This is a genomic window from Novosphingobium sp., assembly GCF_036803765.1.
Lineage (GTDB): Bacteria > Pseudomonadota > Alphaproteobacteria > Sphingomonadales > Sphingomonadaceae > Novosphingobium.
Genome location: NZ_DAIRTS010000013.1, coordinates 38,055 through 56,137, shown reverse-complemented (window position 1 = coordinate 56,137; position 18,083 = coordinate 38,055). Strand labels below are relative to the sequence as shown.

Annotated in this window: 16 protein-coding genes; 15 read left to right on the top strand and 1 reads right to left on the bottom strand. The window is 69.2% G+C overall.

The genetic code is table 11. From position 1 onward, the window contains the following. Positions 1 to 270 precede the first annotated feature (270 nt). The 5 genes from rpsA to V7Q48_RS10485 all read left to right on the top strand — a co-directional run bounded on the left by rpsA (position 271) and on the right by V7Q48_RS10485 (position 5,113). Positions 271 to 1,971, top strand: coding sequence for a 30S ribosomal protein S1 (gene rpsA / locus V7Q48_RS10505; protein WP_333838002.1), 1,701 nt, complete (start codon positions 271 to 273; stop codon positions 1,969 to 1,971). A 137-nt stretch (positions 1,972 to 2,108) separates the two neighbouring features. Further along, a complete protein-coding gene (locus V7Q48_RS10500) occupies positions 2,109 to 2,717 on the top strand; it encodes a biliverdin-producing heme oxygenase (protein WP_333838001.1) in 609 nt (202 codons plus the stop codon). 57 nt (positions 2,718 to 2,774) lie between these two features. Next, a complete protein-coding gene (gloB, locus tag V7Q48_RS10495) occupies positions 2,775 to 3,536 on the top strand; it encodes a hydroxyacylglutathione hydrolase (RefSeq protein ID WP_333838000.1) in 762 nt (253 codons plus the stop codon). Continuing rightward, positions 3,533 to 4,609, top strand: a complete 1,077-nt coding sequence (locus tag V7Q48_RS10490; protein ID WP_333837999.1) for a LacI family DNA-binding transcriptional regulator — start codon at positions 3,533 to 3,535, stop codon at positions 4,607 to 4,609. Before gloB ends, V7Q48_RS10490 begins: the two co-directional genes overlap by 4 nt. A gap of 27 nt (positions 4,610 to 4,636) precedes the next feature. Further along, positions 4,637 to 5,113, top strand: a complete 477-nt coding sequence (locus V7Q48_RS10485; RefSeq protein WP_333837998.1) for an Lrp/AsnC ligand binding domain-containing protein — start codon at positions 4,637 to 4,639, stop codon at positions 5,111 to 5,113. A gap of 9 nt (positions 5,114 to 5,122) precedes the next feature. Here the strand turns inward: V7Q48_RS10485 and V7Q48_RS10480 are convergent, their stop codons facing one another. Continuing rightward, positions 5,123 to 6,172, bottom strand: coding sequence for a bifunctional transcriptional activator/DNA repair enzyme AdaA (locus tag V7Q48_RS10480; RefSeq protein WP_333837997.1), 1,050 nt, complete (start codon positions 6,170 to 6,172; stop codon positions 5,123 to 5,125). A gap of 101 nt (positions 6,173 to 6,273) precedes the next feature. Here V7Q48_RS10480 and V7Q48_RS10475 point away from each other — a divergent pair, with 101 nt between their 5' ends. From V7Q48_RS10475 to V7Q48_RS10430, 10 genes are all read left to right on the top strand, one after another. Further along, on the top strand, positions 6,274 to 7,833 hold the full coding sequence (locus V7Q48_RS10475) for a S1C family serine protease (RefSeq protein ID WP_333837996.1): 1,560 nt from the start codon (positions 6,274 to 6,276) through the stop codon (positions 7,831 to 7,833). Between the two features lie 225 nt (positions 7,834 to 8,058). Continuing rightward, entirely contained in the window at positions 8,059 to 9,480 is a 1,422-nt protein-coding gene (locus V7Q48_RS10470) for a TolC family protein (protein ID WP_333838064.1), read from the top strand. Continuing rightward, the gene (locus V7Q48_RS10465) at positions 9,477 to 10,505 is read left to right on the top strand and encodes an HlyD family secretion protein (protein WP_333837994.1); all 1,029 of its coding nucleotides are present in this window, start codon (positions 9,477 to 9,479) and stop codon (positions 10,503 to 10,505) included. Before V7Q48_RS10470 ends, V7Q48_RS10465 begins: the two co-directional genes overlap by 4 nt. A gap of 44 nt (positions 10,506 to 10,549) precedes the next feature. After that, a complete protein-coding gene (locus tag V7Q48_RS10460) occupies positions 10,550 to 11,650 on the top strand; it encodes an ABC transporter permease (RefSeq protein ID WP_333837993.1) in 1,101 nt (366 codons plus the stop codon). Further along, positions 11,647 to 12,747, top strand: a complete 1,101-nt coding sequence (locus V7Q48_RS10455) for an ABC transporter permease (RefSeq protein WP_333837992.1) — start codon at positions 11,647 to 11,649, stop codon at positions 12,745 to 12,747. Before V7Q48_RS10460 ends, V7Q48_RS10455 begins: the two co-directional genes overlap by 4 nt. A gap of 212 nt (positions 12,748 to 12,959) precedes the next feature. Then, entirely contained in the window at positions 12,960 to 13,514 is a 555-nt protein-coding gene (locus V7Q48_RS10450; protein WP_333837991.1) for a F0F1 ATP synthase subunit delta, read from the top strand. A gap of 30 nt (positions 13,515 to 13,544) precedes the next feature. Then, positions 13,545 to 15,074, top strand: a complete 1,530-nt coding sequence (gene atpA / locus V7Q48_RS10445; protein ID WP_333837990.1) for a F0F1 ATP synthase subunit alpha — start codon at positions 13,545 to 13,547, stop codon at positions 15,072 to 15,074. A gap of 69 nt (positions 15,075 to 15,143) precedes the next feature. Next, entirely contained in the window at positions 15,144 to 16,025 is an 882-nt protein-coding gene (locus V7Q48_RS10440; RefSeq protein ID WP_333837989.1) for a F0F1 ATP synthase subunit gamma, read from the top strand. A gap of 30 nt (positions 16,026 to 16,055) precedes the next feature. Continuing rightward, entirely contained in the window at positions 16,056 to 17,507 is a 1,452-nt protein-coding gene (gene atpD, locus V7Q48_RS10435; RefSeq protein ID WP_333837988.1) for a F0F1 ATP synthase subunit beta, read from the top strand. Positions 17,508 to 17,637: 130 nt separating this feature from the next. Beyond that, positions 17,638 to 17,892: an ATP synthase F1 subunit epsilon gene (locus V7Q48_RS10430; protein WP_333837987.1), complete on the top strand. Its 255-nt coding sequence runs from the start codon at positions 17,638 to 17,640 to the stop codon at positions 17,890 to 17,892. Positions 17,893 to 18,083: the final 191 nt, after the last annotated feature.

The window sequence follows — 18,083 nt, the reverse complement described above, 5'->3', positions numbered from 1 at the left end:
AGCTCGTCGAAGGACGTACACCCCACCAGGCCTGCCCGAAACGCACGCACACCTTTGCAAACACGCGGTTCCGCTTGCATTTGTGGCCACGCGAGCCTAAGCGCGCCAGGTTCCTGCCGGCCCTGCCGACGGGGGCCTCGCACGGGCATCCGGCCCTTGCGGGAGGATCGGCCCTTTTGGCCCACCATCCTGCATGGGGCAGGCGGTGGAGAAAAGACCGGCGGAACCAACCGCCTGGCCGGAAACATCGATACCTGAGGAAGACTTTTCATGTCGACCAACCCGACGCGCGACGATTTCGCCGCGCTGCTCGACGAATCGCTCGGCGCCGGCGCCACCGGTGGCTTTGAAGGCCGCGTGGTCAAGGGCACCGTCACCGCCATCGAAAACGACAAGGCCGTCATCGACGTGGGCCTGAAGAGCGAAGGCCGCGTGGCCCTGCGCGAATTCGCCATGCCCGGCCAGCCGCACGGCCTCAAGGTCGGCGACGAAGTCGAAGTCTTCGTCGACCGCGTCGAGAACGCCGACGGCGAAGCCATGCTCTCGCGCGACCGCGCTCGCCGCGAAGCCGCGTGGGACAAGCTCGAATCCGAATTCGGCGAAGGCAAGCGCGTCGAAGGCGTGATCTTCGGCCGCGTCAAGGGCGGCTTCACCGTCGACCTCGACGGCGCCGTGGCCTTCCTGCCCGGCAGCCAAGTCGACATCCGCCCCGTGCGTGACGTCACCCCGCTGATGGACATGCCGCAGCCGTTCCAGATCCTCAAGATGGATCGCCGCCGCGGCAACATCGTGGTCTCGCGCCGCGCCGTTCTGGAAGAAACCCGCGCCGAACAGCGCTCGGGCCTGATCCAGAACCTCAAGGAAGGCCAGATCATCGACGGCGTCGTCAAGAACATCACCGACTACGGTGCGTTCGTCGACCTCGGCGGCATCGACGGCCTGCTCCATGTCACCGACATGAGCTACAAGCGCGTCAACCACCCGAGCGAAGTGATCGCCATCGGCGACACCGTGCGCGTCCAGATCATCCGCATCAACCAGGACACGCAGCGTATCAGCCTCGGCATGAAGCAGCTTGAGAGCGATCCCTGGGATGGCGTCGCCGCCAAGTACCCGGTCGGCGCGAAGCTGCACGGCACCGTCACGAACATCACCGAATACGGTGCGTTCGTCGAACTCGAAGCCGGCATCGAAGGCCTCGTGCACGTGTCGGAAATGTCGTGGACCAAGAAGAATGTCCACCCCGGCAAGATCGTCTCGACCAGCCAGGGCGTCGACGTCATGGTTCTCGAGGTCGACAGCGACAAGCGTCGCATCAGCCTCGGCCTCAAGCAGGCCCAGCAGAACCCCTGGGAAGGCTTCGCCGAGAAGCACCCGGTTGGCTCGGTCGTCGAGGGCGAAGTCAAGAACGCCACCGAATTCGGCCTGTTCATCGGCCTCGATGGCGACGTGGACGGCATGGTTCACATGTCCGACATCGCGTGGGGCATCTCGGGCGAAGACGCGCTGGCGCTGCACCGCAAGGGTGAGCAGGTCCAGGCCGTCGTGCTCGACGTCGACGTCGACAAGGAGCGCATCAGCCTCGGCATGAAGCAGCTCGAAAAGGGTGCTCCGGCTGCCGGCGGCGCCGCCACCTCGGGCTCGCTGCGTCGCGGCGAAGTCGTCACCGTCACTGTCCTCGAAGTCCGCGATGGCGGCCTCGAAGTGCAGGCCGGCGAAGACGGCGCGACCGGCTTCATCAAGCGTTCGGACCTCGGCCGCGACCGCGACGAACAGCGTCCGGACCGCTTCCAGGTCGGTCAGAAGATCGACGCCATGGTCACCGGCTTCGACCGTTCGAAGAAGCCCAACTTCTCGATCAAGGCCCGCCAGCTGGCCGAAGAGAAGGAAGCGGTGGAACAGTACGGTTCGTCGGACTCGGGCGCTTCGCTCGGCGACATCCTCGGCGAAGCCCTCAAGGCTCGCGGCTGATCCTGCTGGCCGGCGCGCCGGAGCATCGCGCTCAGACCGCACCGGCCACCGGTTCGCAAACCATCGAAAGGCCGTCCGGCGCATGCCGGGCGGCCTTTTGCTTGCCCGCACCGACAGGGCTGCCTATGCGCGCGGCCATGGTCCTGCCGCTCTCTCCCGCCGTAACCGAACCATCGCGCGCCCTGCGGCTGCGCGAGGCAACGCGCGAGGCCCATGCCGAGCTCGACCAGGCATTGATGGACCGCGGCAGCTTCGCCAGCGAGGCCGGCTATCGCCCGTTCCTCGCCATGCAGCACGCCTTCCACCACGATATCGACGCGCTCTATCAGGACCCGGCGCTGGCGCGCCTCATACCCGGCCTGTCCACGCGCCGCCGCCTGCCCGCGATCGCGGCCGACATGGCCGACCTTGGCCTTGATGCCGCGACGCAGGTCACACCGCTGTTCGGGCCGGGTCACATGCCGACGCCGGCGGCCGCGCTGGGCTGGCTCTACGTGGCCGAAGGCTCTACCCTCGGCGCGGCGGTCCTGCGCAAGCTCGTCGCAGGCTTCGGCCTCGGCGATCACTTCGGCGCACGCCATCTCGCCCCCGCCGGCGCCGGGCCGGCGCGCCACTGGCAGCAGTTCGTCGGCGCGCTCGATGCAGCCGAACTGGACGAGGATGGGGAAGCCGAAGCCATCTCGGGGGCCAGGGAGGCCTTTGCCCACGTGGCCGCGCTGGCGGACCGGGAAACGCACCGCTCCTGATGCGCCTCTTTTGCTTTGCAGCATTTGCGCTATGAGAGAGGCGGAGGAGCTTGGGCCATGATCGAAGTGCACCAGTTTGCGTGCCTGTCCGACAATTACGGGTACCTCGTGCACGATCGTGCGAGCGGCGAGACGGTGTGCATCGACACGCCCGATGCCGAGGCCTGCCTGGCAGCAGCCCGTGCGCGCGGCTGGACGATCACGCAGGTCTGGAACACGCACTGGCATCCCGACCATGCCGGCGGCAACCTGGCGGTCAAGGCGGCCACCGGCTGTACGATCACCGCGCCGGCCGGCGATAGCGCCAGGATCGAGGGCATCGACCGCACTGTCGATGGCGGCGACACCGTCACGATCGGCGCGCTGACTGCAGAGGTCATCGCCGTCGGCGGGCATACGCTGGGGCATGTGGCCTATCACCTGCCCGAGGCCGGGATTGCCTTCGTCGGCGATGCGCTGTTCGCGCTGGGCTGCGGGCGCATGTTCGAGGGCACGCCCGAACAGTTCTGGGCCAGCCTTGCCCGGCTCAAGGCCCTGCCGCCCGAGACGCGCATCCATTGCGCGCACGAATATACCCAGAGCAACGCGCGCTTCGCCGTTCACGCCGACCCGGACAATGCTGCGCTCGCCGCCTATGCCGCCGAAGTGACCGAACGCCGCTCGATCGGCCTGCCGACCGTGCCCATGCCGCTCGACCGCGAACTGGCGTGCAACCCGTTCCTGCGCGCCGACGACCCGGCGCTGCAGGCGCGCTGGGGCTGCGGCGACGCGGTGGCGACCTTTGCCGCCCTGCGCGCCGCCAAGGATGGTTTTCGATGAGCGCGTCGGACAGCCCCGCCCCCGCCCGTGCGGCTGCGTCGCGCGGCACATCGCCGCGGCGGCTGGCGCGCGTGACCTCGTTCGACGTGGCCGAGGCGGCGGGCGTCAGCCAGTCCACCGTCAGCCGCGCGCTGGCCGGCGATCCCTCGATCAGCGCGCCGACGCGCGAGCGGGTGACCGAGGCGGCACGGCGGCTGAACTACCAGGTCGACGAGAACGCCGCCCGCCTGCGCCGCGGCAAGACCGGGACGCTGGCCGTGGTCATGGTGTGCCGCCCCGGGCAGGACCGCAAGGATCTCAATCCGTTCTATTATGCCATGCTCGGCAGCACATGCGCGGCGGCTTCGGCGCGCGGCTACGAGGTGTTGGTGTCGTTCCAGGACAGCCAGGCCAATTTCTGGGGCCATTACCAGGAGCGCCGCAAGGCCGACGGCATGATCGTCATCGGCACGAGCGAGAACACCGAGGCGTGGGACTATTTCGGCAAGCTGCCCGAGGGCACCCACTGGGTCTGCTGGGGCGCGACGCACGACGACTTCCCCTGGGTGCGCAGCGACAACCATGCCGGCGCGGCGCTCGCCACCCGGCACATGCTGGTGCGCGGCTATCGCCGCATCGTCTGCCTGGGTTCGGAGACCTCGCCGCAGCGCCAGTTCAAGGAACGCTATGACGGCTATGCCGCGGCGATGGAAAGCGCCGGCCTCGAGCCGGTCCTGCAGCGGATCGAACGTGGCCTGCCGCGCGAGGAACAGGGCCGCCGCGCGACCGCGGCCCTAATCGACAGCGGCCAGCCGTTCGATGGCCTGTTCGGCGTCAGCGACGAGATCGCGCTGGGTGCGCTCAAGGAACTGGCTGTGCGCGGCATCGCGGTGCCCGACCAGGTCGGCGTGGTCGGCTTCGACGGCGTGCGTGCGGGGGCCTGGTCGACGCCGCCGCTCACCACCGTGGAGTCCGACTTCGAGGTCGCCGGCTCGCTGCTGGTCGATCGGCTGCTTGGCGTCATCGCGGGCGAGACCACCACGGCCCGGCGCGTGCCGGTGCGTATGGTCGTGCGCGGCTCGACCCGGCCCTGATCGCCAGCCGCCTGTGAGGATCGCCCCGTGACGTCCGCTTCCGACGCCCCGATCGAGCCGCTCGACCGGATCGACGCGCGCATCGTCGAGGAACTGCGCGTCGACGGACGGCTCTCAATCAGCGAGCTGGCGCGGCGCGTCGGTCTCAGCAAGACGCCGTGCCAGGCGCGGCTCAAGCGGCTGATGGCCGATGGCGTGATCCGCGGGTTTCGCGCGGTGATCGACCCGCAGAAGCTGGGCCTGGCGCATATCGCCTTCACCCAGGTCAAGCTGTCGGACACTCGCGAAAAAGCGCTCGAGGCGTTCCGCCGCGCGGTGCTGCAGGTCGAGGAAGTCGAGGAGTGCCACATGATCGCGAGCAACTTCGACTACCTGCTCAAGATCCGCACCGCCGACATCCTCGCCTACCGCCGCGTGCTGGGCGAGCATATCTCCAGCCTGCCCAACGTCGCCAGCACCTCCACGTACGTGGCGATGGAGACGATCATCGAACACGGCGCCTGAAGGCGCCAGTCAGCCGCGCTCGCGGTCGAGCAGCGCCTGTTTGATCGTGAGGCCATAGGCATAGCCGCCCAGCGTGCCGTCACTGCGCACCACGCGGTGGCACGGGATCAGCACCGCGACATTGTTCGCCCCATTGGCGCTGCCCGCTGCGCGCACCGCGCCCGGCCGCCCGACCGCCGCCGCGATCTGCGCGTAAGACCGCGTCTCACCGCGCGGGATCCGCTGCAATTCGCGCCAGACTGCCTCCTGGAACGCCGTGCCCTGCACATCGAGCGGGATGTGATCCATTGGCCCTGGCGTCTCGACCGCCGCGATCACCTGATCGAGCAGCGCAGCAAAGTCCGCACCGCCCTCCACCAGCGTCGCGCGGGGGAAGCGTTGGGCAAGCGCCTCGCACCCTTCGTCGAACGAGAGGCGGCAGACGCCCTTGTCGGTGGCCGCGACGAGCATCGGCCCGAGCGTGGTCGCAACCACCGCCCAGCGGATCGTCACCCCTGCCCCGCCGCTGCGCCAGGCCGAAGGCGCCATGCCCAGCCGGTCGGCTTCGGCATAGAACCGCGAGGCGGCGCCGTATCCCGCATCGTGGATCGCCGCCGTCACGCTCGGCGCGCCGGTCAGCTCGCCCGCCATCCGCTCGCGCCGCCGCGCGCGGGCATAGGCCGCAGGCGACAGGCCGGTATGGCGCGTGAACAGGCGCTGGAAATGTGCGGGGCTGTATCCGGCCGCCGCCGCCAGGGCCGAGAGCGCCGGGGCGACCTCTGCTGCGTCGATGGCCGCGATCGCGCCGGCAACGGCGGCGGCATCGCGCGCCAGATCGTCGGGGCGGCAGCGCAGGCAAGCGCGCAAGCCGGCGTTACGCGCCGCTTGCCCGTCGCCGAAGAACCGCACGTTGGCCCGCGCCGGGTGCCGCGCCGCGCACGAGGGGCGGCAATAGATCCCGGTGGTGAGTACCCCGGTGACGAAGTGCCCGTCCCACGCCCGGTCGCGCGCCTGCACCGCCTGCCAGCAGGTGTCCGGATCGAGGGTGGAGACGGGATCGAAAAGCGAAGCCTGGGCCATGGGGCATATCCTACACGGGTCTGGCCCCGTCATGCCACTGCCTTGGCGACGGTGCATCCCGCGCCTTGCGATCAAACCAAAACCCGGCAATGACCATGCCCATGTCGACGCCCCGCCGCTTCGTTGCCCTGATCCTCGCTTCCTTGTGCATTCTGGCCGGGGCCACGCCTGCGTGTGCCGACCCGGCGGACATCGCCGCCGCCAGCCGCGGCGTGGTGCGCGTGGTGATCGTCCAGACCAATGGCCGCAGCTCGACCATGATCGGCCATGGCAGCGGCTTTGCCGTCACGCCCGAATATGTCGTCACCAATGCCCATGTCGTCGAGGCGCTGCGCCAGGACGACACGCTGATCGCCGGCGTCGTCCCGCCCGAGGGCCGCGGGGGCTTCGAGGCGCGCGTCGTCGCCTATTCCCCGCGTAACGACCTTGCCCTGCTCAAGATCCAGGGCGGCGGACGCCTGCCGCCGCTGGCGCTCTATGCCGGCCAGGTCAGCGATGGCGCCGACGTCAGCGCCGTCGGCTATCCCGGCAATGTCGATCTGGCGCAGGGCCTGTCGCTGTCGGACCTGGTCAGCCCGCAGGCCGCGGTCAAGACGCGCGGCTACGTCTCGGCAGGGCGCAGTTCCAGGGAATTCGACACGATCCTGCACACAGCGCCCATCGGCTCGGGCAATTCGGGCGGGCCGCTGCTCGACGCCTGCGGCCGCGTCGTCGGGGTCAATTCGTTCGGCACGGTCAGCGACAACGGCACCGATTCGGCCTTCTACTTCGCCATCTCGATGCGCGAGCTGTCGCGCTTCCTACAGCAGGCGGGCGTACCCGCCCATGCCAGCGACCTCCCCTGCACCTCGATCGCCGACCTCGACCGTGCCGAGACCGAGCGCGCGGCGAGCGAACAAGCCCGCCAGAGCGCCGAGATCGAGGCGAAGCAGAACGCGCGGCTGCGGGCACTCGAACTGGCGCGGCGCCAGGCCGAGATCGACATCCTGACCGAGCGCGACAACGGCATGGCCATCGCAGTGCTGCTCCTCGTCGCCACGCTCGGCGCGGGCGGCGCGGCGTTCATCTATGCCCAGCGCGGGCAGACCCGCACGACCCGCATCGCCGGTGGCGCCGCGCTGGTCTTGCTGCTGGGGTCGGTTGCTGCCTGGGCGCTGCGCCCCGGGCTCCAGACGATCGACAGCCGCGCCGAGGCGATGGTCGCGGCAGCGCCCGCCCCGGGGGTCAAGCCGGGCACTGCGACGGCCCAGGCGGGAAGCGGCAAGTTCATCTGCGTGTTCGACCCGCAACGCAGCCGCGTCACCGTGTCGGACATCACCGATGTTCCGCTGCAATGGAGCGCCGATGGCTGCGTCAACCAACGCAGCCAGTACGGCCTTGCCTCCGACGGTTGGTCGCGCGTGCTGGTGCCCGGCACCGAGGACACGATCGCGGTCACGCATTTCGATCCCGCCACGCGCGCCTATACCGTCGAGCGCTACCTCATGGGCCTCGACGCGATGAACAAGGCCCGGGCCGCGCGGCAATCGATCGTCGCCCCGGCCTGCGGCGCCGGCGAGGCCGAAGCCCGCCGATTCGGCGAAGCCCAGCAAGCGATCCGCGCACTTCTGCCTGCCGAGCCCAACGAACGCATGCGCTACAACTGCCAGCCGCAGCCCTGACATCCGCCACCACCTAAGTGCCGATTCACGACGTCGGGAACCCGATGCGGGTTCGTGCGTAGCGAGGCCGGTGGAACCGATCCGGTTCCCACCACAGGGGGGCCTGTTGACGTGAAGAAGGCGGTCTGGCCGGTCGTGCTTGCTGCATCTGCCATGCCCAGCGCGGCGTGGGCGCAACAGGCCGATTCAACGCCGATGGCATCGCCCCCCTTGGCATCGGCGCCTGTGCAATTGACCTTCGCCGATGCCCAGGCCCGCCTCGACCGGACCTCGCCGGCCATCTCCGGGCTCGAACATGGCGTCGACGCCGCGCGCGAGGCGCAGGCGGCCGTGGCGACGCTGCATCGCCCGATCATCAGCGCCTCGGCCCAATACATCGCCTACCAGAAGACCCTGAGCGTCGACCTGAGCGGCCCGAAACAGCAGGCGCGTTCCGACGTCGACGGGTTTCTCACCGCACTGCCCGGGCAATTGCCGCCCGCATTCCAAGACATCGCCAGCGGCATCGTCGGGCGCATCTCGCAGGCGCTGCCCGGGCTCTTTGCCGCGATCCCCGACACCCTGTCGTATCGCTATCGCGACGAGCTTTTCCATCCGACCGTGCAGGGCGTGCTGCCGATCTATTCCGGCGGCGCCTTCCCCGCGGTCCAGCGCGCCGCGGCGGCGGGGGTCGACCTGGCGCAGGCGCGGGTCGCCAGCGCGCGCGACACCGCGCGGATCAACCTCGTCCGGCTCTACTTCGGCCAGCTCGCCGCCGCCGCCCTGGTGGATTCGGCGCGCGAGACGCGCGAGGCGTTGGGCAGCCTCGCCGACGATGCCGCCAAGTCCGAGCGCGCCGGCGTGACCCCGCATTCAACCACGCTCGAGGCGGCCGTGGCGCGCGACACCGCCGAACGCGCCTATCAGCGCGCCCTGCTCGAGGAGAGCGCCGCGCGCGACGAACTGGCCCTCGCGCTCGACGCCGATGCGGTGCAACCGGTCACGCCGCTGTTCGTGCGCAGCCGGCCGCTCGATCCGGTCGAGGCCTATGTCGATGCCGATCGCCTGCCACGCACGCGCGAGGCCGATGCCGCGACCCGCCTGGCCGGAGCCGGCGTCGACCTGGCGCGCTCGCGCTATCGTCCGCAGGCCTTTGCCTTCGGGGAATACAACCTCAACCGCGATCAGGCGCTGCCGACCGAGCCGGACTGGATCGTCGGCGTCGGCGCACGCATCACGCTGCTCTCGAACGTCGATCGCGGCCACCTGCTGGCCTCGGCGCGTGCGCAGGAGGCCGCCGCCCGCGACGGGGCGCGCGAGGCGCGGCGGATCGGCGAGACGACCGTGCATCGGGCCTGGACGCTTGCCGAGGGCGCGCGTCGCTCGTTCCTGCTGCTCGAGACCAACCTTGCCGCCGCGCGCGAGAACCTGCGCGTGCGCCGCGTCGCCTTCCGCGAGGGCGAGAGCAACCTGACCGCGGTCCTCGGCGCCGAAGCCGCGCTGGCGACGGCGCGCACCCAGCGCATCGCCACGGCCTACGAATACGACCTCGCGCTGGCCGGGCTGCTCGCCGCCGCCGGGCGCCTCGACCGCTTCGACGAGGCCATTGCCGGGGCCGACATCCGCCTGCTGCCCGAAACCGCATCCGCCGGGAACACGACGCCATGACCGACCACCCCGCCCAGTTTGACGTTGGTCCGGTCGCCCCGCGCACCCGACGCCGTAACCGGCTGTTCCTGCTCGGCGGGCTGGTGGTGGTCATCGTCCTGCTCAGCATCGGCCTGTGGCTGGCGGCGCGGCCCTCGGACCCGCCGCTGCAGGGCGAGGTCGATGCCGACACCATCAATGTCGCGACCAAGGCGCTGGCCCGCGTCGAGGCGATCACCGTGGAGGAAGGCGACCGCGTCACCGCAGGGCAGGTTCTCGCACGCCTGTCGAGCCCCGAGATCGCCAATGGCCGCCGCCAGGCCGAGGCGGCGCTGGATGGCGCCCGTGCGGCACAGGCGCTGGCCGACGAAGGCGCCCGCGCCGAGGACATCGCCTCGGTTCGCGCAACATGGCTCGCCGCACAGGCCGCCGCCGACCTCGCCCGCACCTCGAGCGCGCGCGCCGACCGGCTCTTTGCCGAAGGGGTGATCGCCGCGCAGCGCCGCGACGAGGCCCACGCCGCGCGCGACAGCAGCGCGCAGGCCGCCGCCGCCGCACGTTCGCAATACGACAAGCTGCTGGCCGGCCCGCGCCCCGCCACACGCGCCCTTGCCGCCGCACAGGTGCGCATCGCCGCTGCGGGTGCCGCCACGGCCGGAGCGCTGGGAGCCGAAACCCAGCTGGTCTCGCCGATCGGCGGCGAGGTCGTGCGCCGGCTGGTCCAGCCCGGCGAACTGGTCAGCCCGGTGCTGCCCGCGCTGCAGGTCATCGACATCGACCATCCCTGGGTCAGCGTGAACCTGCCCGAGACCGTCTATCGCGGCATGGCCGCCGGGCGCATCCTCAATGGCGAGGTGCCGGCGCTCGGCCGGACCGTGCGCTTCCGCGTCGCACGGATCGCCCCACAGGCCGAATTCGCCACCTCGCGCGCCACGCGCGCCACCAGCGGCTACGACGTCCGCGCGATCGAGGTTCGGCTGCGCCCCGCGGAAAAAGTCGCTGGCCTTCGCCCGGGCATGACCGTCCTGTTTGCCTGGCCGCAATGAACGGCCGGCCACAATGAACGGATGGCCGACGTGAGCTGGGCTGCATGAGCGTGCTGGCGGGGCTCGACGCCGAGATCGCGCGGCTCGGGCGCAACCGGCTCGACCTCGCGCTGCTCACGATCGTCCCGGTGATCATGCTGGCGCTGATGGCAGCGATGCTGTTCGGCGGCTCGCCCAAGGGCCTGGGTGTGATCGTGGTCGATCGCGATCACGGACCGCTCGCCCGCGCCATCACGCGCGAGCTGGGCGCAAGCGAGCAGCTCCGCCTCGTCGGCGTGACCGGGCAGATCGCCCCGGCCCTCTCCGCGCTGCGGCGCGAGGAGGCCATCGCCATCGTCGTGGTGCCCCGCGGCGTGGGAGACCGCCGCCCCGGGATGCCGCCGGTCGAGGTGTTCTATTCTGCCCAATTCCTCGCCACCGGCGCTTTGGCGCAGACCGCCGCCGAACTGGCCGTCGCAGGCGCGCTGGCGCAGCGCCCGGTCGAGCGCCTCGGCCTCGACCCGTCGCGCCTGCCCGGAGTCCACGTCGCGCTGCTCGGCAATCCGGGTGCCAGCCTCGAGTGGTATCTCGGGCTTCTGCTCGGCCCCGGCATCCTGCACCTCGCCATCGCCGTCACCGCGATCGGCGCACTCGCCCCGCTGCTGCGCGACGGCTCGTTCGCATCGTTCGTGCGCGAGACCCCCGGTGCGGCACGGCAGATCGTCGGGCGCCTGATACCCCACGTCGTGGCCGGCACGATCCTCGCGACGGCGTGGATCCTGTGGCTGACACTGGCGCGCGGCTATCGCGTCGAGGGCAGCCTCCTGGCCCTGGTCGGGGGCTATGCCCTGCTGTTTGCCGCCACAGTGTCCATCGCCCTGTTCCTGCTGGCGCTGGTGCGCGAGCCGGCGACGGCATTGTCGGGCGCGGTGATCGTCGCGGGATCCGCCCTCGCCTATTCAGGGGCTTCGCTGCCGATCGAGGGGGCCCCGCTGTTCGCGCGCATCTGGAACGCCGCGCTGCCGCTGACGCATGGGCTGCGCCTGCAGATGGACGCGGTGATGGGGGCCGCCCCGCGTCCCCTGCTGGTCGAGGCCGGTGCGCTGCTGCTCTATCCTCTGCTGCCCGGCGCGCTGGGGCTCTGGCTCGTGGCGCGTTCGCGATGAGGGCGTTCCTGCGCGCCGCCGAGGCGACCCTCTGGGAGATCCTCACCACCCGCGAACTGCTCTCGCTCGCGATCGTATCGGTGCTGTTCTACGCGTTCTATTACCCCGCCCCCTATTCGCGCCAAGCCGCCGTGGCCGTCCCCCTCGTGGTGGTCGATGCCGACGACAGCGCCCTGTCGCGCGCGGTCGTGCGGCGGCTCGACCAGACCGAAGCGGTCAGGGTCGTGGCCCATGTGCCGAGCATAGCGGCAGCCCGCGTTGTGGTCGAGGAGCGCCGCGCCGTGGGCATGCTGGTCCTCTCGCGCGGGCTGTCATCCGCGCTGCAGACCCAGCGCCCCGGCGCCGGGATCGCGCTGGTGGTCAACGCCAGCTATTTCGTGCGCGCCGAGACGATCGCCAAGGCCCTGGCCGAGGTCGCCGCCGGCGTCGCGCGCGATCTTGGCCTGTCGCGCGGCCTCAGGGAAACAGCCGTGCCGATCAAGGTGCAGGCGCTGTTCAACACCACCGGCGGCTACCGCGACTATGTGTTCCCCGCCGTCGCCAACGTCATCCTGCAACAGACGCTGATGTTCACCGCCGCGCGCCTCGCCGCCGAGCGCCGGCGGCGGGGGCATCGGTGGGGCGGCCCGGCGGGGACGCTGGGAACCTGGGCTGCCCTCGTCCTGGTGGGCCTGCTGGCCGGCGCCTTCGTGTTCGGATTCGCCTATTGGCTGCAGGACGTGCCGCGGGGCGGAAACACCGTCGGCCTGCTCCTCGCGCTGCCGCTGTTCGCCGCTGCCGTGGCCGCGCTCGGCCTGCTGCTGGGGAGCGTGTTCCGTAACGGCGATGACGCGCTCAAGCTGCTCATGCCGACGTCGGTGCCGCTGGTCTTCCTCGCTGGATTTGCCTGGCCGCTCTCGGCCATGCCGAGCTGGCTGGCCACGCTCGCCTGGCTTTCCCCGGCAACGGCGGCGATGCACCTGTTCATCCGTTTCAACCAGATGGGCGCGTCTCTGGCCGAAGCCGCCATGCCGCTGGCCGTGATGGCGCTGCTCGCACTCTGCTATGGCGGGGCATGGCTCTGGCGCGGGTCGCGGATGCCCGTGACCCCGGCCTGAGCATCATAGAACAGGCCCGATCGTCCCGCCCGCGATACGATTCCGGTGGCCCTCGCGCATACGTTTGCGGATCGATCAACAGGGCTTGCCATGTCTTGGCTTGTCATATGGCGGTGACGTTGCTAGGCGCGCCGGGACTGCGGGCCGTCACGTGCAATTATTGCGCGTCATGTGCCTTGCTTGCAATCCTTGGACGAAGGGGACTGAGGCGCGTGGAGAATTCCGGCGGCATCACGGCCAGTTTGGCGGGGCGTTACGCTTCCGCGCTTTACGAACTGGCGAATGAACAGGGCCAGGTGGCAACTGTCGAGGGCGATTTCGAGCGCCTTGCCGATGCCCTGCGCGAATCGGCCGATTTCGGCGCACTCGTCCGCAACCCGCAGATCGGCCGCGACGAAGCGGCTCGTGCGGTCGCGGCGGTCGGCCAGGTCCTCGGCGTCTCGCCGCTGACCGGCAACTTCCTCGGCGTGCTGGCGGGCAACCGTCGCCTTGCCTCGCTCGCCGATGTCGCTCGCGCATTTGCCGCGATCGCGGCTGCCGCGCGCAACGAAGTCACCGCCGAAGTCACCAGCGCTCACCCGCTGGACGACGCGCAGGTCACAGCGCTTACCGAGAAGCTGGCCGCTCGCGCCGGCAAGTCGGTCAAGCTGCGCACGTCGGTCGATCCCGAGATCCTCGGCGGGCTGGTCGTCAAGATCGGCAGCCAGATGATCGACAGCTCGATCCGCACCCGTCTCAATTCGCTCGCCCAGGCCATGAAGGGCTGAAGCCAAAAAGTTTGCACGAAAGGCTGAACGATGGAAATCCGCGCCGCTGAAATCTCTAAGGTCATCAAGGACCAGATCGCCAGCTTCGGCACCGAGGCCCAGGTCTCGGAAGTCGGCTCCGTGCTCTCGGTCGGTGACGGCATCGCCCGCATCCACGGCCTCGACCAGGTCCAGGCCGGCGAGATGGTCGAATTCGCCAATGGCGTGAAGGGCATGGCCCTCAACCTCGAAGCCGACAACGTCGGCGTCGTGATCTTCGGCTCGGACGCCGAGATCAAGGAAGGCGACACCGTCAAGCGCACCGGCACCATCGTCGACGTTCCCGTCGGCCGTGGCCTGCTCGGCCGCGTGGTCGACGCGCTGGGCAACCCGATCGACGGCAAGGGCCCGATCGAGGGCGCCGAGCGCCGCCGCGTCGAAGTCAAGGCTCCGGGCATCATCCCGCGCAAGTCGGTGCACGAACCCGTGCAGACCGGCCTCAAGGCGATCGACGCGCTCGTGCCCGTCGGCCGTGGCCAGCGCGAGCTGATCATCGGCGACCGCCAGACCGGCAAGACCGCCGTCGCGATCGACACCTTCATCAACCAGAAGGCCGCCAACGCCGGGACCGACGAAGGCAAGAAGCTCTACTGCATCTACGTCGCCGTGGGTCAGAAGCGCTCGACCGTCGCGCAGATCGTGCGCCAGCTCGAGGAAAACGGCGCGATGGAATACTCCATCGTCGTCGCCGCCACCGCGTCGGAGCCCGCTCCGCTGCAGTACCTGGCGCCCTACACCGGCTGCACCATGGGCGAGTTCTTCCGCGACAACGCGATGCACGCCGTGATCGTGTACGACGACTTGTCCAAGCAGGCCGTCGCCTATCGTCAGATGTCGCTGCTGCTGCGTCGCCCGCCGGGCCGCGAAGCCTATCCGGGCGACGTGTTCTACCTGCACAGCCGCCTGCTCGAGCGCGCCGCCAAGATGAACGATGACAACGGCAACGGTTCGCTGACCGCCCTGCCGATCATCGAGACCCAGGCCGGTGACGTGTCGGCCTACATTCCGACCAACGTGATCTCGATCACCGACGGCCAGATCTTCCTCGAAACCGGCCTGTTCTACCAGGGCATCCGCCCGGCCATCAACGTCGGCCTCTCGGTCTCGCGCGTCGGTTCGGCCGCACAGACCAAGGCGATGAAGAAGGTCGCCGGCTCGATCAAGCTGGAGCTGGCGCAGTACCGCGAAATGGCGGCCTTCGCGCAGTTCGGTTCGGACCTCGACGCCTCGACCCAGAAGCTGCTCAACCGCGGTGCGCGCCTGACCGAGCTGCTCAAGCAGCCGCAGTTCGCCCCGCTGGGCTTCGAGGAGCAGACCTGCGTGATCTTCGCCGGTACCCAGGGCTACCTGGACTCGGTGCCGGTCAACCAAGTGACCGAGTACGAGGCCGAGCTGCTCAGCTTCCTGCGCACGCAGAAGGCCGACCTGCTCGCCGAGATCCGCGACACCAAGGACCTGGGCGACGGCCCCAAGGCCAAGCTGAAGGAAGCGCTCGACGCTTTCGCCAAGCAGTTCGCCTGATAACGCATGACTCGTCCCCCCTGCCGGCGCGCCACGCGTCGCAGGGGGAGATGAAGTGGAGATAGACGAGTGGCCTCGCTCAAGGAACTCAAGCTGCGGATCAACTCGGTCAAGTCGACCCAGAAGATCACCAAGGCCAAGCAGATGGTCGCCGCGGCCAAGCTGCGCAAGGCGCAGGCCGCCGCCGAGGCCGCCCGCCCCTATGCCGGTCGCCTCGCCGACGTCATGGCCAGCCTCGCCAGCAAGGTGCAGGTCGGCGAAGGCAGCCCCAAGCTGCTCGCCGGCACCGGCAAGGACCAGGTTCACCTGCTGGTCGTCGCCAATTCGGACCGCGGCCTGTGCGGTGCGTTCAACGCCAACATCGTCAAGGCCGCCAAGGCCGAGGCGCATGCGCTAATCGCCCAGGGCAAGACCGTGCTGTTCTACCTGATCGGCCGCAAGGGCCGCGCGCCGATCCGCCGGGAATTTCCCAACGCGATCGTCGGCGGGTTCGACACGACGACCGTGCGCGAGGCCGGCTTCGCCGAAGCCGAGAAGATCGCGAACGAGCTGCTCGCCATGTACGAGGCGGGCAAGTTCGACGTGGCGCATCTGTTCTACGCGCAGTTCCGCAGTGCGCTGGCCCAGATCCCGACCGATCAGCAGATCATCCCCGTCCCCGCCCCCAAGGCGGTTGCGGACAAGCCCGATGGCGGCGCCGTGGTCGACTACGAGCCCGACGAGGAAGCGATCCTCGCCGACCTGCTGCCGCGCTACCTGCGCGTCCAGCTGTTCGGTGCGCTGCTCGAGAACATGGCTTCGGAACAGGGCGCGTCGATGACCGCGATGGACAACGCCACGCGCAACGCCGGCGACCTGATCAAGAAGCTGACGATCCAGTACAACCGCAGCCGCCAGGCCGCGATCACCACCGAACTCATCGAAATCATCGCCGGCGCCGAAGCGCTTTGACGACGACACAGCAGGCAAGGAAAGACTAGAATGGCAACCGCACCTGTCATCACTTCGACCGGCAAGATCAGCCAGGTCATCGGCGCCGTCGTCGACGTCAGCTTCGACGGCGAACTTCCGGCCATCCTCTCGGCCCTGGAAACCACCAACAACGGCAACCGCCTGGTTCTCGAAGTGGCCCAGCACCTCGGCGAGAACACCGTGCGCACGATCGCCATGGACTCGACCGACGGCCTGACCCGCGGTCAGCCGGTGACCGCCACCGGCGCGCAGATCTCGGTGCCGGTCGGCCCCAAGACGCTCGGCCGCATCCTCAACGTCGTCGGTGACCCGATCGACGACAACGGCCCGGTCGGCGCCGACATGTTCGCACCCATCCACGCCAAGGCGCCCGAGTTCATCGAGCAGTCGACCGAAGCGGCGATCCTCGTCACGGGCATCAAGGTCATCGACCTTCTCGCTCCCTACGCCAAGGGCGGCAAGATCGGCCTGTTCGGCGGCGCGGGCGTGGGCAAGACCGTGCTCATCCAGGAACTGATCAACAACATCGCCAAGGGCCACGGCGGCGTGTCGGTGTTCGCGGGCGTGGGTGAACGCACCCGCGAGGGCAACGACCTCTACCACGAATTCCTCGACGCCGGCGTCATCGCCAAGGACGCCGAGGGCAACGCCACCTCGGACGGTTCGAAGGTTGCGCTCGTGTTCGGCCAGATGAACGAGCCGCCGGGCGCCCGCGCCCGCGTCGCGCTCTCGGGCCTGACCATGGCCGAGTACTTCCGCGACCAGGAAGGCCAGGACGTGCTGTTCTTCGTGGACAACATCTTCCGCTTCACCCAGGCCGGCTCGGAAGTGTCGGCACTGCTCGGCCGCATTCCCTCGGCCGTGGGCTACCAGCCGACGCTGGCGACGGACATGGGCGCGCTGCAGGAACGCATCACCTCGACCACCAAGGGCTCGATCACCTCGGTCCAGGCGATCTACGTTCCGGCCGACGACTTGACCGACCCTGCGCCGGCCGCCTCGTTCGCTCACCTCGACGCCACGACCACGCTGAACCGCGCGATCTCGGAACTCGGCATCTATCCGGCGGTGGACCCGCTCGACTCGACCAGCCGCGTGCTCGAGCCGCGCATCGTCGGTGCCGAGCACTACGAGACTGCCCGCCGCGTCCAGGAAACCCTGCAGAAGTACAAGTCGCTGCAGGACATCATCGCCATTCTCGGCATGGACGAACTGTCGGAAGAAGATAAGCTGACCGTGGCTCGCGCCCGCAAGATCCAGCGCTTCCTCTCGCAGCCGTTCCACGTCGCCGAAGTGTTCACCGGCATCCCCGGCAAGTTCGTGCAGATCGAAGACACCGTCCGCTCTTTCAAGGCGGTTGTCGACGGCGAGTACGACCACCTGCCCGAAGCCGCGTTCTACATGGTCGGCGGCATCGACGAAGCCGTCGAGAAGGCCAAGAAGCTGGCTGCCGAAGCCTGATCGGCGCACACCTCCCCTCCCGCTCGCGGGAGGGGTCGGGGGAAGGCTTGTAAGGGGCACCTTCCATCCGATGTGGTTACAGCCCCTCCCCAGCCCCTCCCGCATGCGGGAGGGGAGCTGAGAGATAGCCATGCTGCACTTCGAACTCGTCACCCCGGCTCGCCTCGTCCGCTCGGAAGCGGTGTGGCAGGTCGTCGTTCCCGGCACCGAAGGCGAATTCGGCGTGCTGGAAGGCCACGCGCCGTTCATGTCGACGGTCAAGGACGGCACCCTCAAGGTCTATCGCACCCAGGGTGCGGCGCCTGAGGAAATCCAGGTCCAGGGCGGCTTCGCAGAAGTCTCGGCCAAGGGCCTGACCGTGCTGGCCGAACACGTCGAAGGCTGATCGTCCTTCGTCACGAACGCCTGAAAAGGGCCGGCTCTCGCAAGGGGGCCGGCCCTTTTCGTTTCTTGCAGCTTCGCAGCTTCTCCCCTCCCGCATGCGGGAGGGGAGGTTGATTGTATGTAACACAAACTTTTTTACGCAATTCGCGCTTGTGAACTTTTCATGGAGGCGAATTTCGGGCATGGAGGCTC

Excerpts from the sequence above, each read along its gene's own strand:
- V7Q48_RS10430 (WP_333837987.1), top strand. The coding sequence starts at position 17,638 with ATGCTGCACTTCGAACTCGTCACCCCGGCTCGCCTCGTCCGCTCGGAA.
- gloB (WP_333838000.1), top strand. The coding sequence starts at position 2,775 with ATGATCGAAGTGCACCAGTTTGCGTGCCTGTCCGACAATTACGGGTAC.
- V7Q48_RS10475 (WP_333837996.1), top strand. The coding sequence starts at position 6,274 with ATGTCGACGCCCCGCCGCTTCGTTGCCCTGATCCTCGCTTCCTTGTGC.
- atpD (WP_333837988.1), top strand. The coding sequence starts at position 16,056 with ATGGCAACCGCACCTGTCATCACTTCGACCGGCAAGATCAGCCAGGTC.
- V7Q48_RS10465 (WP_333837994.1), top strand. The coding sequence starts at position 9,477 with ATGACCGACCACCCCGCCCAGTTTGACGTTGGTCCGGTCGCCCCGCGC.
- V7Q48_RS10460 (WP_333837993.1), top strand. The coding sequence starts at position 10,550 with ATGAGCGTGCTGGCGGGGCTCGACGCCGAGATCGCGCGGCTCGGGCGC.
- V7Q48_RS10490 (WP_333837999.1), top strand. The coding sequence starts at position 3,533 with ATGAGCGCGTCGGACAGCCCCGCCCCCGCCCGTGCGGCTGCGTCGCGC.
- V7Q48_RS10480 (WP_333837997.1), bottom strand. The coding sequence starts at position 6,172 with ATGGCCCAGGCTTCGCTTTTCGATCCCGTCTCCACCCTCGATCCGGAC.
- V7Q48_RS10500 (WP_333838001.1), top strand. The coding sequence starts at position 2,109 with ATGGTCCTGCCGCTCTCTCCCGCCGTAACCGAACCATCGCGCGCCCTG.
- V7Q48_RS10455 (WP_333837992.1), top strand. The coding sequence starts at position 11,647 with ATGAGGGCGTTCCTGCGCGCCGCCGAGGCGACCCTCTGGGAGATCCTC.
- atpA (WP_333837990.1), top strand. The coding sequence starts at position 13,545 with ATGGAAATCCGCGCCGCTGAAATCTCTAAGGTCATCAAGGACCAGATC.
- rpsA (WP_333838002.1), top strand. The coding sequence starts at position 271 with ATGTCGACCAACCCGACGCGCGACGATTTCGCCGCGCTGCTCGACGAA.